At 40.0% G+C, this 17,334-nt stretch carries 18 protein-coding genes; 15 read left to right on the top strand and 3 right to left on the bottom strand.

What is annotated here, in order from left to right:
• The first annotated feature begins 1 nt into the window (after nt 1).
• Complete coding sequence (locus JVX94_RS06280) at nt 2-955, top strand: polysaccharide deacetylase family protein (RefSeq protein WP_144470516.1); 954 nt, start codon at nt 2-4, stop codon at nt 953-955.
• A gap of 33 nt (nt 956-988) precedes the next feature.
• Complete coding sequence (locus JVX94_RS06275) at nt 989-2,221, top strand: M16 family metallopeptidase (RefSeq protein WP_205184981.1); 1,233 nt, start codon at nt 989-991, stop codon at nt 2,219-2,221.
• A 50-nt stretch (nt 2,222-2,271) separates the two neighbouring features.
• Here JVX94_RS06275 and JVX94_RS06270 read toward each other — a convergent pair whose 3' ends face one another.
• The gene (locus tag JVX94_RS06270) at nt 2,272-2,535 is read right to left on the bottom strand and encodes an acyl carrier protein (protein ID WP_048654556.1); all 264 of its coding nucleotides are present in this window, start codon (nt 2,533-2,535) and stop codon (nt 2,272-2,274) included.
• Nucleotides 2,536-2,704: 169 nt separating this feature from the next.
• Between JVX94_RS06270 and JVX94_RS06265 the strand changes: the two genes are divergently transcribed.
• From JVX94_RS06265 to JVX94_RS06255, 3 genes are all read left to right on the top strand, one after another.
• Nucleotides 2,705-3,625, top strand: coding sequence for an aminoglycoside phosphotransferase family protein (locus JVX94_RS06265; RefSeq protein WP_240193808.1), 921 nt, complete (start codon nt 2,705-2,707; stop codon nt 3,623-3,625).
• Between the two features lie 173 nt (nt 3,626-3,798).
• Nucleotides 3,799-5,568 (top strand): ABC transporter ATP-binding protein, encoded by a 1,770-nt coding sequence (locus tag JVX94_RS06260; protein WP_186318635.1) that lies wholly within the window; start codon nt 3,799-3,801, stop codon nt 5,566-5,568.
• Nucleotides 5,565-7,283 carry an ABC transporter ATP-binding protein gene (locus JVX94_RS06255; protein WP_205184980.1) on the top strand — a complete coding sequence of 573 codons (1,719 nt, stop codon included), beginning with the start codon at nt 5,565-5,567 and terminating at the stop codon, nt 7,281-7,283. The genes JVX94_RS06260 and JVX94_RS06255 overlap by 4 nt, the downstream gene beginning before the upstream one ends.
• Here JVX94_RS06255 and JVX94_RS06250 read toward each other — a convergent pair.
• Complete coding sequence (locus tag JVX94_RS06250; protein WP_186318636.1) at nt 7,280-7,531, bottom strand: acyl carrier protein; 252 nt, start codon at nt 7,529-7,531, stop codon at nt 7,280-7,282. The two genes, JVX94_RS06255 and JVX94_RS06250, sit on opposite strands and share 4 nt — an antisense overlap.
• 101 nt (nt 7,532-7,632) lie before the next feature.
• Here JVX94_RS06250 and JVX94_RS06245 point away from each other — a divergent pair, with 101 nt between their 5' ends.
• From JVX94_RS06245 to JVX94_RS06230, 4 genes are read left to right on the top strand one after another with little or no spacing between them, the layout of a single operon-like run.
• Entirely contained in the window at nt 7,633-8,646 is a 1,014-nt protein-coding gene (locus tag JVX94_RS06245) for a hypothetical protein (RefSeq protein WP_205184979.1), read from the top strand.
• Nucleotides 8,647-8,665: 19 nt separating this feature from the next.
• On the top strand, nt 8,666-9,244 hold the full coding sequence (locus JVX94_RS06240) for a CYTH domain-containing protein (protein WP_275891462.1): 579 nt from the start codon (nt 8,666-8,668) through the stop codon (nt 9,242-9,244).
• Between the two features lie 6 nt (nt 9,245-9,250).
• Nucleotides 9,251-10,396, top strand: a complete 1,146-nt coding sequence (locus JVX94_RS06235) for a nucleotidyltransferase domain-containing protein (protein WP_205184973.1) — start codon at nt 9,251-9,253, stop codon at nt 10,394-10,396.
• A gap of 23 nt (nt 10,397-10,419) precedes the next feature.
• Nucleotides 10,420-11,589 (top strand): phosphoenolpyruvate carboxykinase (ATP), encoded by a 1,170-nt coding sequence (locus JVX94_RS06230; RefSeq protein ID WP_197197856.1) that lies wholly within the window; start codon nt 10,420-10,422, stop codon nt 11,587-11,589.
• Here the strand turns inward: JVX94_RS06230 and JVX94_RS06225 are convergent.
• Nucleotides 11,586-12,668, bottom strand: a complete 1,083-nt coding sequence (locus tag JVX94_RS06225; RefSeq protein WP_205184971.1) for a serine hydrolase domain-containing protein — start codon at nt 12,666-12,668, stop codon at nt 11,586-11,588. The genes JVX94_RS06230 and JVX94_RS06225 overlap by 4 nt on opposite strands.
• A 109-nt stretch (nt 12,669-12,777) precedes the next feature.
• Between JVX94_RS06225 and JVX94_RS06220 the strand changes: the two genes are divergently transcribed.
• From JVX94_RS06220 to JVX94_RS06195, 6 genes are read left to right on the top strand one after another with little or no spacing between them, the layout of a single operon-like run.
• On the top strand, nt 12,778-14,007 hold the full coding sequence (locus tag JVX94_RS06220; protein ID WP_205184969.1) for a methionine adenosyltransferase: 1,230 nt from the start codon (nt 12,778-12,780) through the stop codon (nt 14,005-14,007).
• Nucleotides 14,008-14,012: 5 nt separating this feature from the next.
• Nucleotides 14,013-15,047 (top strand): hypothetical protein, encoded by a 1,035-nt coding sequence (locus tag JVX94_RS06215; RefSeq protein ID WP_205184967.1) that lies wholly within the window; start codon nt 14,013-14,015, stop codon nt 15,045-15,047.
• A gap of 13 nt (nt 15,048-15,060) precedes the next feature.
• Nucleotides 15,061-15,216, top strand: a complete 156-nt coding sequence (locus JVX94_RS06210) for an AAA family ATPase (protein ID WP_205184965.1) — start codon at nt 15,061-15,063, stop codon at nt 15,214-15,216.
• A gap of 4 nt (nt 15,217-15,220) precedes the next feature.
• Nucleotides 15,221-15,613 carry a P-loop NTPase family protein gene (locus JVX94_RS06205; protein WP_205184963.1) on the top strand — a complete coding sequence of 131 codons (393 nt, stop codon included), beginning with the start codon at nt 15,221-15,223 and terminating at the stop codon, nt 15,611-15,613.
• Between the two features lie 4 nt (nt 15,614-15,617).
• The gene (locus JVX94_RS06200) at nt 15,618-16,607 is read left to right on the top strand and encodes a phosphotransferase enzyme family protein (protein WP_205184961.1); all 990 of its coding nucleotides are present in this window, start codon (nt 15,618-15,620) and stop codon (nt 16,605-16,607) included.
• A complete protein-coding gene (locus tag JVX94_RS06195) occupies nt 16,604-17,332 on the top strand; it encodes an SDR family NAD(P)-dependent oxidoreductase (protein WP_205184959.1) in 729 nt (242 codons plus the stop codon). Before JVX94_RS06200 ends, JVX94_RS06195 begins: the two co-directional genes overlap by 4 nt.
• Nucleotides 17,333-17,334 lie beyond the last annotated feature (2 nt).

The following is a 17,334-nucleotide window of genomic DNA, read 5'->3' as shown; positions in this document are numbered from 1 at the left end:
ATTGAAAAAAACGTTACCATTCATTGTGTTTGTATTTTTACTGCTCGTGTCTTATCAAACGATGAAGCAGCCGGCTGCTGTTACATATATTGAATCAATGAAAGAGCATGCCGAGGTTGCATCTGTTTCAAAAGATATTTTATATCAGGAGATTGAATCGAAGTCTTCTGACTATGAAGTAAAGGCGCAAAATGCTAAGATTGATAAAGTGTGGAAAAAGATGCCTGGCTTAAATGGACAGACAGTCGATATCGATGCTTCTTACGAAAAAATGAAGAAACAAGGAACATTCGATGAAAAGCTGCTTGTGTTGAAAGAAACAAAGCCATCTACTCATTTACATGAGCTTGGTGCTGAGCCCATTTATAAAGGGCATCCAGATAAAAAAATGAACGCATTCTTGATCAATGTGGCTTGGGGTGACGAGCATTTAATCAACATGTTAAAGACGCTCGAAAAGCATCAAGTCAAGGCGACCTTTTTCTTAGAGGGCAAATGGGTGAAAAAAAGCACAGAGCTTGCTAAAAAAATCGTGGCAGATGGTCATGAAATTGGAAATCATTCATACAATCACCCAGATATGCGCACACTGACAAGAGAACGAGCATTAGAGCAGATAACGAAAACAAATCGCCAAATTGAAGAATCCCTTGGGAAGAAACCAAAATGGTTTGCGCCTCCAAGCGGCAGCTTTAAAGATGAAACAGTCAAGCTTGCCAAACAAGAAGGCATGGAAACCATTATGTGGACAGTGGACACGATCGACTGGCAAAAACCATCACCGGCTATTTTACAAAAGCGGGTGCTTGGGAAAATTCACAATGGGGCGATGATATTAATGCATCCAACAGATGCAACGGCGAAAAGTCTTGACGCACTTATCACTCAAATCAAGGAAAGAGGATATGAATTAGGGACGGTTTCAGACCTCCTAAGTGAAAAAAGACATCCGTGATGCGATCTGTTTGTTGAATAGGAGGAGCAAAACTTGGTCAAAACGTATACTTGCCAAAACGGAGTAAGAATTGTACTCGAAAACAATCCCACTGTAAGGTCTGTCGCAATTGGCGTCTGGATTGGAACAGGCTCTAGACATGAGACACCTGAAATTAATGGGATCTCACACTTTTTAGAGCATATGTTCTTTAAAGGGACAAAGACAAGATCTGCACGTGATATCGCAGAATCCTTTGACCGCATTGGTGGTCAGGTGAATGCCTTTACATCAAAAGAATACACTTGCTACTATGCAAAGGTGCTTGATTCACATGCTGGCTATGCCCTCGATGTATTAAGCGACATGTTCTTTCACTCATCTTTTGATGAAGAAGAGCTGAAAAAAGAAAAAAATGTGGTGTACGAAGAAATTAAAATGTATGAGGATACACCTGATGACATCGTTCATGATTTATTAAGCAAAGCCATTTATGGTGATCATTCATTAGGATATCCGATTTTAGGAACAGAGGAAACACTCTCAACCTTTAACGGAGACTCACTTAGAAAATATATGGATGAATTCTATACCCCGGACCGCGTCGTGATCTCTGTTGCAGGGAACGTAGATGAGACCTTTATTCGTGAGGTTGAAAAGCTATTTGGCTCTTATGAAGGAAAAGGGAAAAAGCAGCCTGTAGAAGCTCCAGCATTTCATTATGACAAGCTCACACGCAAAAAGGAAACGGAACAAGCGCACCTCTGCCTGGGCTTTAATGGCCTTCCAGCTGGAGATAAGGGCATCTATGACCTAATCGTCTTAAATAATGTTCTTGGCGGAAGCATGAGCAGCCGGTTATTCCAAGATGTAAGAGAGGACAAAGGACTTGCTTATTCTGTCTTCAGCTATCACAGTTCATTTGCAGACAATGGAATGCTGACGATTTATGGCGGAACTGGAGCGAAGCAGCTTAACCTGCTTTCTGAGACCATCTTACAAACATTAGACGTCTTAAAGCGTGAGGGAATCACGCAGAAAGAACTAGAGAACTCTAAGGAGCAAATGAAAGGCAATCTCATGCTCAGCCTTGAAAGCACAAACAGCAAGATGAGCCGAAACGGTAAAAATGAACTGCTCCTTGGTAAACATCGGACACTCGATGAAATTATTGACGAAATCAACAACGTCACATTAGACGGCGTGAATAACTTATCTAAACGCATATTTACAGAAGATTATGCGCTCTCGCTTATTAGTCCGACGGGTGATGTACCTTCTGCTTAAACAAAAAAGGCATGTCTTTTAAAGAGATGCCTTTTTTTCATGCAAAAAGATTAATCAGCTAACTTGTTTTGCAGCTGATGAACAATTTTATTGATTGTCGAAAAGTGCTCTGTCAGTAATTCCTCATCTGCAAATTGAATATCAAAAACCTCTTCTAATTCCAAAATGAGTGAAACTGCTTTAATCGAATCGAGACCGTGATTTGTTAATTCTTCATCTGCACCAATAGAAACCTTGCTGCTATCATCCAAAGAACGCAGAACCAAATCTTTTACTTGACTTGAAAGTGAAAGGACATCCGTCGTTTCTTTCATCTGCAACGCTCCCTTTTACAAATTTTCTATCATTTACATAAATTAACTATATTAGAATGGAAAAACATTGTAAAGCAGTTTCGACATAAATAGGAATTGTTGATCATTCTATTCAAATGAAATATTTGGTAGAGTGAGAAGAAAAGAGACTGGAAGGATGAATCAATCCATGAATAAAACAGACCTTATGCAGCACATTCCCTTATTAAAAGAAGCAGTCATCATAGACCAGATCGATAAAGGGTATTCTCGGGATGAAAAATGGGTCATGACTACGGTATCAGGTGAAAAATATGTCCTTCGATTCACAGATCAAGACCAGTATGGCAAAATAAAGACGCAGTTTGAGCTGCTATATGAATTAAGACGTCACGGTGTTCAGTGTGCTGATCCAGTGGACATCGGTGTTCTAGAAGCAAAACAGCAAGTGTACTATATTTTATCGTTTATAGAAGGCCAGGAAGCAAAAGAAATCATGAGTCAGTTAACGGAAGAAAAGCAGTATGCTCTCGGGGTAAGTGCAGGTCAGGATTTACGAAATATGCATAAATATCCGGCACCTTCACACATCGAATCTTGGGAAGATCGTGTCATGAAAAAGCATCATCGATATTTAACGGCTTATCGGGAAAGCGGTATCTCCCTTGAAGGGGATGAAAAAGTGGCTCAGTTTATAGCAAAGCACATAGATATTGTGAAAGGCAGGCCTAATCAATTTCAGCACGATGATTTTCATTTAGGGAACATTATTGTAAACAATAATAAATATGCAGGTGTTATAGATTTTAACAATTTTGATTGGGGAGATCCCATTCACGATTTTTATAAAGTAGCTCTTTTCAGCAGAGAAACTAGTGAAGCCTTTTCGGCTGGTCAAATCAATGGATATTTTGATGGGAACATTCCAGATGACTTTTGGCTGCTTTACTCTGTTTATGTCGCAATGAGTATCTTTTCATCGATTATGTGGGTCATTAAATTCGATCCGGGTCAAATGGATGAGATGATTGAAAGACTAGAAAATGTGCTAAAAGATCATGATTATTTTAATCAAATAGAGCCTGAGTGGTATGCGCGTATCACTAGATAACAGTGAAATATAGGACGATTAGGCAGTGATGGAAGTCACTGTCTTTTTTGTTATAATGATACAAATTACACATTGTCATGACTAAAAACATTTTATATAATCCAAACAAGGATCGAAAAAGATGTAAAAAAATTCCGTTTTTTGTTGAAAAAGAGCAAAAGGCTGGTGATGGATTGAAACAAATCGACAAGGGTTCAAAGCAGTTATGGCGTGTTTATTTATGGACACTTTCATTCTTAAAGCCTTATACAGGTAAAGTGATTCTAGTTATTATGAGTGGTTTCGTTATTACCTTGAGCGAGCTCATAATACCGAAATTTATTCAATATTTTATTGAGACCATTTTGCCAGCAAAAGACTTTTCAAAAATGAATGGTTTATTGTTAGGACTGACTGGCTTAATTGTACTTGGTATTATACTGACAGCCGCACGAAATTTATGGCAAAGAAAATTAATTGAACAAGCCTCAAGAGATTCACAATTTGCTGCCTTCCAGCAAATTCGTCAACTTGGTTTCTCATACTACGAACAACATTCTGTTAGTGAAACACTCTCCTTTGTTAACACACAGACACGAGCTGTACAAGAAATTTACAGACGATACTTCCCACAATTTATCAATCAGATATTATTTATCGCCATCTCACTTTACTTTATGATAAACATTTCTATTTTTCTCACACTAATCATCATTCCAAGTTTTATACTCTACTATGTCTTCGGACCATGGCTTGAAAAAAAGGCAACGATCTACGGTAGACAAAGTGCGGAAGGTTTTCGCACGCTGCAAACAAAATTATACGAAAGTCTTGCTTCGATGGAAGAGCTTAGAATTTTAGGCTATATGAAATGGGATATGGAACGGATTCAAACATTACATGAAAAAGTGCGCCAAGATCATGAAAAAAATGTTTTTTTCGCCTATTTACGAGGAAGCAACCGCAGGTTGACTTATTATATTGGTGCTCTTGCCACTTTTGTTATCGGTGTCCACCTTGTAAAGACTGGACAGCTAACGACAGGTGGTTTTGTGGCATATATACTATATTATTTTTCAGCGATGCATATGCTTACTTCCATTGTCACACTTTTAACAGAACAACGAATATTAACCTTTCAAATTGAACCTTTATATCATTTTATGAAAAAAACACCTGATATTAAAGAGCCTCAGCAGCCGGTGCACCTTGATCGTGTAGAAGGCGATATCGTCTTTCATGACGTCGATTTTCATTATCCAAATCATCCTCCTTTATTAAAAGGGATGAATCTACATATTCGGCAGGGGGAAAAAGTAGCGCTGGTCGGTACGAGCGGCGGAGGAAAAACATCGCTTCTTAAGCTAATTGGACGTTTTTATGATCCCTCATCAGGGGTGATTACAATGAATGGAGTCGATTTGCGCCGTTTATCTACTAGTCAAATAAGAGATGCGATGGGATTTGTTTTTCAAGAAACGTTCTTATTTAACATGAGTGTAAAGGACAATATTCGTTTTGGAGATACAAGTCTTTCAGATCAACAGATCATTGAAGCCGCAAAAAAAGCAGACTGTGATTCATTTATAAAAGAATTAGAAGATGGATACGACACCATACTCGGGGAAAGGGGATTAAAACTTTCCGGCGGGCAAAAACAAAAAATAGCGATTGCCAGGCTATTTGCTAAGAATCCAAGTGTTGTATTACTCGACGAAGCCACAGCATCTCTTGATAATGTCAGTGAGCAAAAAGTCCAGCAGGCATTACACCAAACATTTAAGGAATCTACTGTCATTGCAGTTGCGCATCGTTTATCAACGGTCAAACATTTTGACAGAATTATTTTGATAGAAGATGGTTGTGTGTTAGAGGCTGGACAATTTAATGAATTGATGAGGAAAAAGGGGCATTTTTACCAATTAGCGTCTGACCGCTCAGAAAAGGAGGCAGGTGTAACATGAGAAAAAATTGGCTGTTTCTTTTGATCACAAGGCAAAAATGGATGCTCATCCTTGCTCTTTTACTCGTTTTGATTGAAGCAGCAGCTAATTTAGCCATGATAGGACTGCAAAAGTGGCTCATTGATGATGTTCTTTTGCATAGTGGTATCAGTCAGCATTTCTCCCAAATCTTGATGCTGTTTGCCATTATATTTTTTGTATATGTTGTGATGTTTGTTGCCAGCCCATATGTGATGCATAAAAACTATCTGACTATCCACCATTCATTGCAGAAAATGATGTTAGATCAGCTTCAGCAAGTATCCATGAGATCATATAAAACTCACCCTGTTAGTTTTTATTTACACAAGCTGAATCAAGATGTGAAGACAGTTGCTGTTACGGCTGCTTTACATATACCGAAAATTGTACAAACGATTTTTATGGCCGTTGTTTTATCTATCATTTTACTATCTGTGAGTTCTGTCTTATTTTTCTTGCTTCTTTTTGCAAGCGCTTGTTATTTCATAGTCGGTAAAAAAATGGCGAAAACGGCAACAAACATAGCAAAAGATGTGCAGGAGAGAAAATCAGACCTATTCGTGCATGTGGAAGAAGGAATTTCTTCTACAAGGGAAGTTGTCGCATTTGATCGACGCAAGTGGGAAATCGGTTTGTATGAAAAGCTATTTAACAAAATGATGGATCGTGTCATGAAGGAAGGAAAGTTTCAAAACAAGCTTCTTTTTTTAACAGAGCCATTGAAATGGTTTGGGATCCTATCAGTTCTAGTGTTTGGCACATATCAAGTAGCAGCAGGAAGCATGTCCATCGGTTTATTTGTCGTCATTTACCAATACGCATCTCAATTAATGAAGAGTTATCAAGAGTTATTCCAGTATGTATTTGAATTTTTCCAGCAGCGTGCATCTGTTCATCGAATCGCAGAAGTACTGCAAATGGAAAACGAAGAAAAAGGAACAAAACGAATAGATGCTGTAGAAGACGTGGTGTTTGAAAATGTTTGCTTTTCTTATGAACAAACATCTAAAGGCGCTTTAGACGGCTTGAATCTTCATATTCCAAAGGGAAGGAAAGTGGCGATTGTTGGAGCGAGCGGCAGCGGGAAATCGACAATCTCAAAGCTTACACTTGGACTTTACCAGCCAGATAGCGGGGGAATTTTAGTGAATGGGGTTGATCTATCAGAGATAAAGCCATCTCATTTATTAAAGCGAATAGCCGTTGTCCCGCAAGAGCCCTATTTTTTCCCAGACACTATACGCCTGAATTTAATCATGGGATTAAATGATGTGACCGAGGAACAACTTGAACAGGCTTGTGAAGTTGCACAAATTCTTTCCTTCATTAAAGGGCTTGAAAAAGGTTTTGACACAGTCATTGGAGAGAGAGGGATTTCCCTCTCAGGAGGACAAAGACAGCGATTAGCTATCGCCAGAGCACTTTTAAAACAGGCTGATTTACTTATATTAGATGAGGCGACCTCCGCGCTAGATCGGCAGACAGAAAGGAAGGTTCAACAAGGGATAGACGATGCCAAAGGGGGCGGAACCTTGCTTGTTATTGCACACAGATTATCGACCATACAAAATGCAGATATGATCTATGTACTTGAAGGCGGTGCTGTTCAAAGCTGCGGTACTCATGAGGAGCTGATGGAAGCCTCCTCGCATTACCGCTCTTTATTTATGGCCCAGGTGATTACAGCGTCTTAAGTCAGTTTGTTTTTAACCAAAGTGAAGAGTCGATCTAAGGTGCGGAAGTGATCGGGATGTAATTCTTCGTCTTCAAAGGCAATATGAAAGGTGTCCTCTAATGAAATAACAAAAGAGACGATTTGGACAGAATTTAATCCTAAAGCTTTTAAACTATCATCCCGGCCTGGCTGCTCATTGAGAGACAACTTATTCATGACAAGCTGGACAATTTTTTCTTCAACTTCAGTTATTGTCAATTCATTCATGCCGCGGCTCCTTTCTAAGAGATTGATATATGTTACATTTTGGTTGATGTAGGAAAAAAATGCAATTGTTTTTATAAATCTATCATAAGGGGTGGCATCCATTGTCATATGTAAGCTATCAAAAAAATGATGTTCGGGTCGTATTAGGTGCAGATGAATCAGTTCAGAATTTAGTTATAAGTAAAGTGCATCCCTATATTGATTGCAGCAAAATAACAGAAAAACATAAAGGTGACGTTTGGACGATTTTAACCAGTGAATATGCACAAGAAATTCAAAAAGAAATACCGCTTAAAGAAGTCTTTTACGAAACGAAGATGGAGCCCCGCTGCCGTTACCTGTATGACGGAGAGAAAAAAGTCATAGTGATAGATGAACCAAAAGATGTCAGATGGACAGCCCAGCATGCGCTTCGGTTAATAAGAGTTTTGCTTCGCCTTTTGTGTTATCAGGATGGACTCATCTATTTGCATGGGGGCATGATGGAGATGAATAAAAAGGGAATTGCCCTAGTAGGCGGATCAAGGGCAGGGAAAACGTCCACCATTTTATCCTTATTATCATTAACCGATGCCCAGTATATCACCAACGATGATATCGGTGTTTCATATACGAACTCCGAGTACACAGGAACTGGCTGGCCGAGATCTATGAGTATTCGGAAAGATTCGTTTGAAGCCATTGAAAAGCTTGGTACCCCATACAGACTCCAAACATCGAGTCATCCATTTAACGAGGATGATAAAAGCTATCATTTTGTATATCCAGAGGAGTTAGAAAAATGGTTTTCACGTGAAGTCAAAACAATGGGGAAAATCGATGTGATTGTGTTTCCTGAATTTTTACCTCACGGGCAAACTGGTGCAGAACTTTCGAAAATGACTCCAGAGGAAGCAGCGGAACGTTTGAAGCAGCATGCAGTCATTAATCCTGGAAGACATAATGAATTCTTATTACCGTATTTCACATTGCCAACACCCGAAGGGCTAGAGCCATTTCTTAACGCACTAGCGGAAAAGGTGCCTTGTTACTCATTAAAGCAGGCATTTACTTCTTTAGAGAAAGGCACTGCCCTCATTCAAGAGCTTATTGAACAATCCGACATTGTCGTATAAGACTTTTTGGAGGTGAGTTATGGTTGAGCAGGAGTACAAATATTTGTTGTCACAAGCAGATTTTCAGCACATATATGACATGTTCATTCAAAGTCATACCCCTACTTATGTACTTAATTTCAATTACTATTACGACACACCAGATTTTTTATTAAAACGATTTGGTTATACCGTACGTATCCGTCAAATCAGCGGCAAACTAACACTTGAAATCAAACGCCCCAGTCAAACGTCTGGCTATAAAAGAGTAAGAGAAGAAACGTCATTACCTATTGAGGAGTTACCGCAAAAACTAGATATACAGAACATCATGACGTCTTTACCGATAACAATCACTCAACAGCCAGAATTGTTAGGGCTATTAGTCACTGAACGAACAACCTTTTACATTGAGAAAGGCCTCAAAGTCGATTTGGATCAAAGCAGCTATCTTGGCATCACAGATTATGAACTGGAAATTGAATATGACAGTGAAAAAGCATATGAGGCAGATCAATTGTTTCAAACACTAACTGATGATTTGGACATGCCAGACAATCGAAAAGGGAAGCGCTCTCGTTTTATCACTAGATTTCAATCGTTTTACGGGAAGGAGTAGTCAAACATGCGGGCTGTTTTGGATCAATCCACTCTCTCAAACGAGCAGAGGCTGTTATTACTTAGCTCACGTATTCAATTAAATGAACAAGAAGAAGAGTCTATTAGAGCTCTATTGAAAGATGGCATCGATATGCCTAAATTAATTGGGCTGGCATCAAGACATAAGGTGCTTCAGCTGATGACGCCTCATTTGATTCGCCTTGATGATGAAAAAAGCATGACGACAACATACAAATTTTTGCTTCACTATCACTATATAGGGAATCGGCAAAAAAATGTGGAGAGATTCAAAGAATTCAAGCGTCTTTTACAAACATTCCGAAATGCAAAGCTGAAAGCGGTTCCCCTTAAAGGTGCTATTTTAACCCCGCTTGTGTACAAAGATTATGGACTGCGAATGATGTCAGACCTTGATTTCTTAATTCATCCAGATGACCGGAAGAGTGCCTCTTCATTGCTCAAGAAGGAAGGGTTTATCATCGGGAAATATGACTGGGCAGCCGATCAGGAAATACCGATTGAAAGAGAAGAAGAAATGATGTGGAGAATGAATGCCGGGAATCTTTATTCACATATTAAAAGAAGCGGTGAAGATTTTTTAAAGGTACACCGGGTCGATTTCTCATATGATGTTGAGCTGAAAAAAAACTACGAAGCCACAAATGCTTTACTGGATGCCGCTGAAGAAAAATCCTTTTTTCAAACAGATGTCTATTTGCTTCAGCCGTTAGATTTTCTTATCCATCTTGCCTTTCATCTATATAAGGAGGCAACAAACGTACAGTATGTCTACTTACATGCAGATCTTAATTTGATTAAGTTTTGTGATGTAAGGGAGTACGTCATGTTTGCTGAAGAGCAAAATCACCTTGATTGGCATGCTTTGCAAGAAAGAGCGAAGGAATTAGGGGCCGAGAAAGCACTTTTTTACACGTTTACGTTTTTAGATTTATTGTATCAAACGAACTATATTGACCAATTGAATCAGCTAGATATGAGTGACCAATCATTCTTAGAAGCCTATGGAGAGAATGATTTCGGTTCTTTGAAAATATGGAAAAAATCCTTTATGGAACGTTTTTTCAGCTTGGATAATCGCGATGAGCTTGAAGAGGAGCCAGCGATACAGCTATTTCCTGAAAGGCAATAGCAAATTGAAGAGGAGGATTCGATATGGATATAAAAGCGCTTTTTGAAAAGCCGAAGAACGATTTTCCTTATGAAAAATCATTTGTGTTTGCAGGTATTCATTTTCATATTCTATCAATGGAATTGCTGGCGATTGAAGATATTGAACACTATATCCCAAAAGAATTGGATCGCCGTGAGGGAGATATCCCTTCACAGATTGAAATACGGTTTATTATTGATCCGGAGCTTGAACAGTCTGTTCGCAGTGCTTGCTTTCAAAAGGGTGAAACCATTACAGCAAAAAGGAAGTTTACCTACAAACGATTAAAATTAGACGGTCAAGTATTATTTGCCTCACATGAAGGTGACGAGCCGCACAGTGTGGCGGTCAATAAAGGGCGTTATGCTGTGATTGGAAAAAACAATAATGAATCTGCGATACGCTGTCCACTGCGAATCGTTCGAGAAATTGCCCTTAGAACATTAGAAAATCAAGGTGGATGTTTTACACATGCTGCAGCTGTCTCTTTTGAAGATGGCCAAAAAGGAGCGCTCATTATCGGCGATAAAGGTGCCGGGAAGTCAACTACTATGTGGCAGTTTTTGCATCATGGAGGAGCAGATTTTATCACAAACGATCGTTCCATTTCAGTGCTTGAAGATCAGGAACTTACTGTGTATGGATGGCCGATGTGCTTGGCGCTTGGAGTAGGAACTGTTCAAGCCACAACAAATATACAGGAACTGAAAAACAAAAAATTCAGCCGGTCTCAAGATAAAAGAATATGGGATGAAACCATATCAACAGAGGAAGAGGCAAAAGAAAAATGGGCGAGCGGCTGTAAGTTTGAAATTACACCAAAAGAAGCTGCTGAAATGACAGGAACAACGATTAGAAGCTCTACGAAAGTAGATATGGTGATTTTTCCATCACTCAAAATAGGTTCTGGTGAGATTAGGCTTGTGCCGGTAAAAAAAGATGATCAAAGAGCAAAAGACATTATGGCAGCAAATATAAGAGAACCAGAAGATCCCGACTATTTAAAAGGCTGGCTCGGACTTCGGCATGTGTCAGATACCTTTCTGGAGCAAAAGGCATCTGAGCTTATCCATCACTTGTTTAACATGCCATGCTTTTATTTAGAGGGTGATCCGCGTCACCTGCAAGAAGCCATTCCAGATCTGTTAAACAAAAAAGTCAGTTCGATTTAAAGAGACGATTGTCTAAACATTCGTTTGAGCCGGTCTTCACGTTTTTTCATTTGCTCGTGATCTGCTGGCAGCAAAATTTGAAAGAGCATTTCGGCAATTGGCCGTGCGAGCCTTTGGTCAGAGTTCAATAGAATGCAAACACCTAATTTTCTCTTTGGAATGAATCCAATATAGGAGGTGAACCCTTTAATTTCTCCGCTATGTTCAGCTAAGGTGAATCCGTTAAAAGGTCTCAAAAACCATGAAAGACCAACACCTCTGCTGAAATCTTCTTCAACCATAACGGGGCTTTGCATTTCTTTTAGTGAATGCTGATGAAGCAGGCTGTTTGCACCGTATTGAGCTTGAATGAATTGAATCAGATCATCTGCTGTGGAGATTAGTCCGCTTGAACCATCCTCCCAAGATGGTGTTTCAGTACTTGGATAGGATACGCCGGACAGGCCTGAGGAAGAAACTGTATACCCTTTGGCTGTGGATGCTGTTTCAATAAATCCAGTTTGCTTCAAATCGAGCGGTTTTAGTATATGGGTGTGCACTAATTCTCTATATGGCTGATGACTCACCTTTTCTAGCACTTTACTTAATATAGAGTAGCCAAGACTAGAATAATTGATGATAGACCAAGGCGGTGTGAAAATAGTGAGTATTTCAATACACTGAGCTAGAGTCATATCTCGTAAATGAACGGCTTTGTCGAGTGCTTTGGGCAGGCCTGAGATATGAGAGGCAATCATTCGAAAAGTGAGTGGAATTGGTTCAGACAAGTGACTTTTTATGAAAGAAAGTAGTGGTTCGTAAGTATGAATGGGTGCATCGAGTTGAATAGATCCTTCCTCTCGCAATTTCATCATAACCATTGCAGTAAAAGGCTTAGTCACAGAACCAATTCGAAAGGTTGTGTCTTTTGTAACAGGGGTGCCGCTTTCAATATCAGCGAGGCCCGCATGCCATGACCAAATGTGCTCATCTTCATGAGAAATACAAATGGAACAGCCGGGAATTTGATGTTGTTCTAATAATTTCCTTATATCGGTGGTTGTATCTTGCAGACGCTGCACGATCGATTCATTGATCAAAATAGACACCTCTTTCATACAGAATATATATATATTACCAAATGTTTCATGTTGTTTTAAGATGAATGATTAATATTTTTATATTTTAAAAGAGAGCGGGCGATAGATAATGAAAACCATTCAAAAAACCATTCTTGATATTTTAAAAGGTGATGGACAAGATATCGAACAAATTCCATATGAGCTTGTGGAACGTAAAGGTGTAGGACATCCAGATACGATGTGTGACGCTATAGCAGAAAGAGCTTCTCAATACTATTCTCAATATTGCATGGAGCATTTCGGCAGAGTGGCACACCACTGGTTTGACAAAGTCATGCTTCTTGGCGGAGATGCTGATGTTTCGTATGGGAAAGGGACAATGGTCAAACCGTATCAAGTTGTGTTTGCTGGAAAAGGCGCATACGCATACGGCGATGAGCCCATTCCTCTTAAAAAGATTCTTTTCGATGCGGCAAAGGATGTGTTATCAGAGGTGACAACAGGATTTGATCCTGAAGAACATCTCGTCATTGACTGCCGAATCGTTGATCATCAGGGGGCAGGCCGCAAAAATTCACGATATCGTCCGATGGTTGAAACGGACATGATTGAAATCGGTGATCCAAAGCTTGTGTCAAACGACTGTAACTTACTGCATGCTCATGCGCCATTAAGCCGTCTTGAGAAACTGGTTCTTTATACAGAGCGTTATGTGAATGGACCAGAATTTAAAAAGGTCAATCCAGATACCGGCTGGGATGTAAAAATATTTGGAAGCAGACGTCATGAAGATTTTAAACTCATTGTGAACATGCCATTTTTAGCTAAAGATATTCATAGTCTTGAGGAGTATTTTGCCCGCAAAAAAGAATGCCAAGATCAAATCGCTCACTATATTCATGAAACGTTAGGCCTCACGCCTGACCTCATGCTGAACGCTACAGATCGCAATGGGCGTCCGTACTTAACAGCACTAGGTTCTGTAGCAGATACCGGCGATGTAGGAGTTGTTGGAAGAGGAAATCGATTAAATGGACTGATCACCCCAATGCGGTCTATGAGTATAGAAGCGCCGGCTGGGAAAAATCCGCTTGATCATACCGGAAAATTATATGGGGTGCTCGCACAACGGCTGGCAGATCAAATTTTTGAGACCATTCAAAAGCCAACAGAAGTGCATATCTTTACTTCAAAAGAGGCACCGCTCCACAACCCGGATGAAATTTCCGTTCGTATTCAGCAGTGGGATGGAAATGAAGTGGATAGAAAAAGAATTGAAGACCTCGTCATGAATGCGGTTCATTCAATGGGCGATGTGACAACAGATTTAATTTTTAAAGGCGTGACAATGTGGTAAAAAGGATGAAAAAAAGAGTCATTGATGCCGTTCATGCATGTATTCATACAAAAGAACCTTTGGCAGTGACCATTCATCCATATGAAATTGGAAAACAACAACAATTGAACCAGCACCATCTTCTGTTGATGCTAAAGCCTGAATTAACAAGCATCAATAAAGGTGTACAGCTTGATCTAATACTAGATGAACTTCTCCACCGATTAGATGATCGTGATGTAGAAATAGGAGCTGTGCGCGTTATATCATCCTTATATTTGAAAGAAAAGAAAATAATTGAAAACCAATATGGGACGCTAAATAAAATTTCTAAAAACGGTCTGATTGAAGTGTCAGATGCAGCAAAAAAGATGCTCGCTTTGAAATACCCAGAGTTTAAAAAGAAGGAACACTTCATATATGGAGGCCATCAATTTTTACAAAAGTACAAAGAGCTCACGCCATTTGGTTTAGAGCTTTTAACCCGAAACGTCAAGGTAGACAAGCTGGGTGCAGGCACATATGCCATAGAGGCCGAGGTGGATGGAGAAAAAATGCTTCTGCTCAATTCATTCCACCCTTGTCAAATCGAGTGGTTCACTGCACCTGCAAAGTCTATTATCGTCATTGAATGTTTTTCAAAGCAGCCAATGAGGATGTTGAGAGAAGATTTCATCGGTGCGACGGATCCTAAAGAGGCTAAAGCGGGTTCTTTTAAACACATGCTGCTGTCGGAGCAAAAACGGTTTGGTTTATCTAACGTGTGTACTCGGTTTAATGGCATTCACCTGTCACCGGGTCCTGTAGAAGCAATGGCGGGAATGATTCACTATTTTAGTACACCTGATACAAGACTGACTCCCGCGCATACACTTTTTGGCCAGCTGTTAAAGGAAAACGGCTTTTCGGCGGAAGCATTAGATCTATTATGTAAAGATGTGTCCATTCATTCAAGCGAAACGCCCGTATTTGAATTAACAGAAAACCTAAATTGGGATGAAGCACTTGATCTGCTAGTAAAAGTGAGAAACGACATTCAAAAGTATCAATGTGTTCTGTAACGGAGGGAACAACTTGAACAATAAAGGAGCTAGCCAGCGAATTTGGATTGTCGGTCCGCCTGGATCTGGAAAAACAACCCTTGCACATCAATTGAAGCAGGAGTTAACGTTACCTCACTATGAGCTCGATGCCCTATTCTGGCAAGCGAACTGGAAAAAAAACAGATAAGCCGGTGTTTATCGATAACGTCAATGAAATTGTTAAACGAAAGAAATGGGTCGTTGATGGTCAATATTCATCTGTTCACCACATATTGGCTGAATATGCTGATACGATCATTTGGCTTGATATAAAGAGAAGACAGACATTCCCCCGTCTCTTGAAAAGGACATTCAAACGGCTCATCACAAGGGAGAAACTTTGGAATGGAAATAAGGAGCGAATGGGGAACGCGCTCCAATTTTTCTCATATGCATTTCAAGTCTATCCAGAGGTGATTCATCAAAACGAAAAGCTTTTTCACAAATTAAAAGAACAATCTCATGTGAAATGCTTGCGCATAGACAAACGGGACGAGGCAGACCAGGTGATAATGAAAATCAAAAACCTTGAGAAAAAGGGGTGAGGACATGACGACATTAGATGATGCTAATAATGTCCTGAAATATTGGTTTTCGGAACAGCCGATTCGTTTAACACCTTTAAACGGAAGAAGCCCTAATGAAGGATGGCTTGTCGAAACGATCAAAAACCGTTTTGTCTTAAAAAAATGTGCGAGAAATCATGATGCGGAGTGGCTTCAATATTTAGAGGAATTAACAGATGCTCTGCTTGATCATGGCTTCCCGATTCAACCTATGATGGAGGCAGAAGACCGTCGTAAGACCATTTTATTCAAAGAACACTTTTGGCAGCTGCGGCCCTATTTCGAAGGAAGACCATATGAAATGGGAAATCGTTCAGATGAACAAGAAGCCATCCGTGTATTAAAACAGCTCCATTCATTGAAGAACTTACCGAAAGGACCTGTGAATCCAAACTGCGAATTGAAGAACTGGATTACTTCTCCGGACGAAACGCTCGGTAAGACGGCTTACGCCCTAAAAAAGGTTGTTTCTTCTAAAAAGGCTGCTGCTTTGCTCAAAGTATATGAACGGGAACTAATGAATATCATCACGCTGCTAAACCCTAGTATATATGAAGCATTACCTCATGCTGTTACACATGGTGACTTTCATTCTGGCAACCTGTTAATTCGTAACAAAAAGCTTGCCATGGTTCTTGACTTTGATACAGCAGGCTATAGACCGCGAGTATATGATGCAGCCATATCTGCTTTTTTGTTAACGAGAATCAAGAGAGGAACGTTTCAACTAGATATTGTGAAAACGATTCAATTTTTAAAGGCATATGCAGATGACTTATCCGAATATGAATGGCGTTCAATATCTGCTTTTATCAGACTTTTATATATTCCAACAGAGCGGTATTTAACACTGCTGCACACCTATACACCTCACTTACTAAACTGGTATATTGATTGGTCTTTCGAAGCACTAGAATCTGCATCGAACCAGCTGAAGGAAGATTGGTATCTCCAAAAGGAGATGAGAATATGAAGGTCGCTGTTGTTACTGGCGGAAATAGGGGCATAGGCAAAGAAGTATGCAGACAGCTAGCGCAGTGTGGAATGCTTGTTATTTTAACTGCACGGCAGCTTGAAAGTGCCAAAATAGCTGCGTCTGAAATGACTGAGCATGTTGTGCCATTTCAGCTGGATGTAACAAATGAAGAATCGGTTGAACGTTTCTCAGCATTTATGAAGGATTCGTTCGGGAGGGTGGATGTGCTCATTAATAATGCCGGTGTCTTTCATGACAACATAAAGGATCACACATTTCCATCTTTTCTAGATCTTCCTGTATCGACACTCCAAGAAACGATGAATGTGAATGTGTATGGTGCAGTCAGAATGACCAAGGCGGTTTTCCCTTACATGAAAGAGGCTGGATATGGACGAATTGTCAATGTATCTAGCGGTATGGGAAGGCTCTCTGCGATCTACGCTTCAGGCGATGTCAGGCGTGACGGAAAAAGCGGTCCTTACTACCGGATGTCAAAAGCGGCGCTGCATGTTTTCACAAAAGTCACAGCTTTAGAGGGAGCACCCTATTCTATCCTTGCGAACGCAGTATGTCCTGGCTGGGTACAAACGGACATGGGGACATCTGAGGCTGTTAAAACCATACAGGAAGGTGCATCAGGAATCGTGTGGGCGGCACAGCTGCCCCGAGATGGACCAACAGGAGAATTGTTGAGAGACGGGCAAAGACTTCAGTGGTAAGA

It is taken from the genome of Bacillus sp. PDNC022 (assembly GCF_016919285.1).
Classification (GTDB): Bacteria; Bacillota; Bacilli; order Bacillales; family Bacillaceae; genus Bacillus; species Bacillus safensis.
The sequence above is the reverse complement of the archived record's forward strand: the minus strand, read 5'-3'. Positions and strand labels throughout refer to the sequence as shown.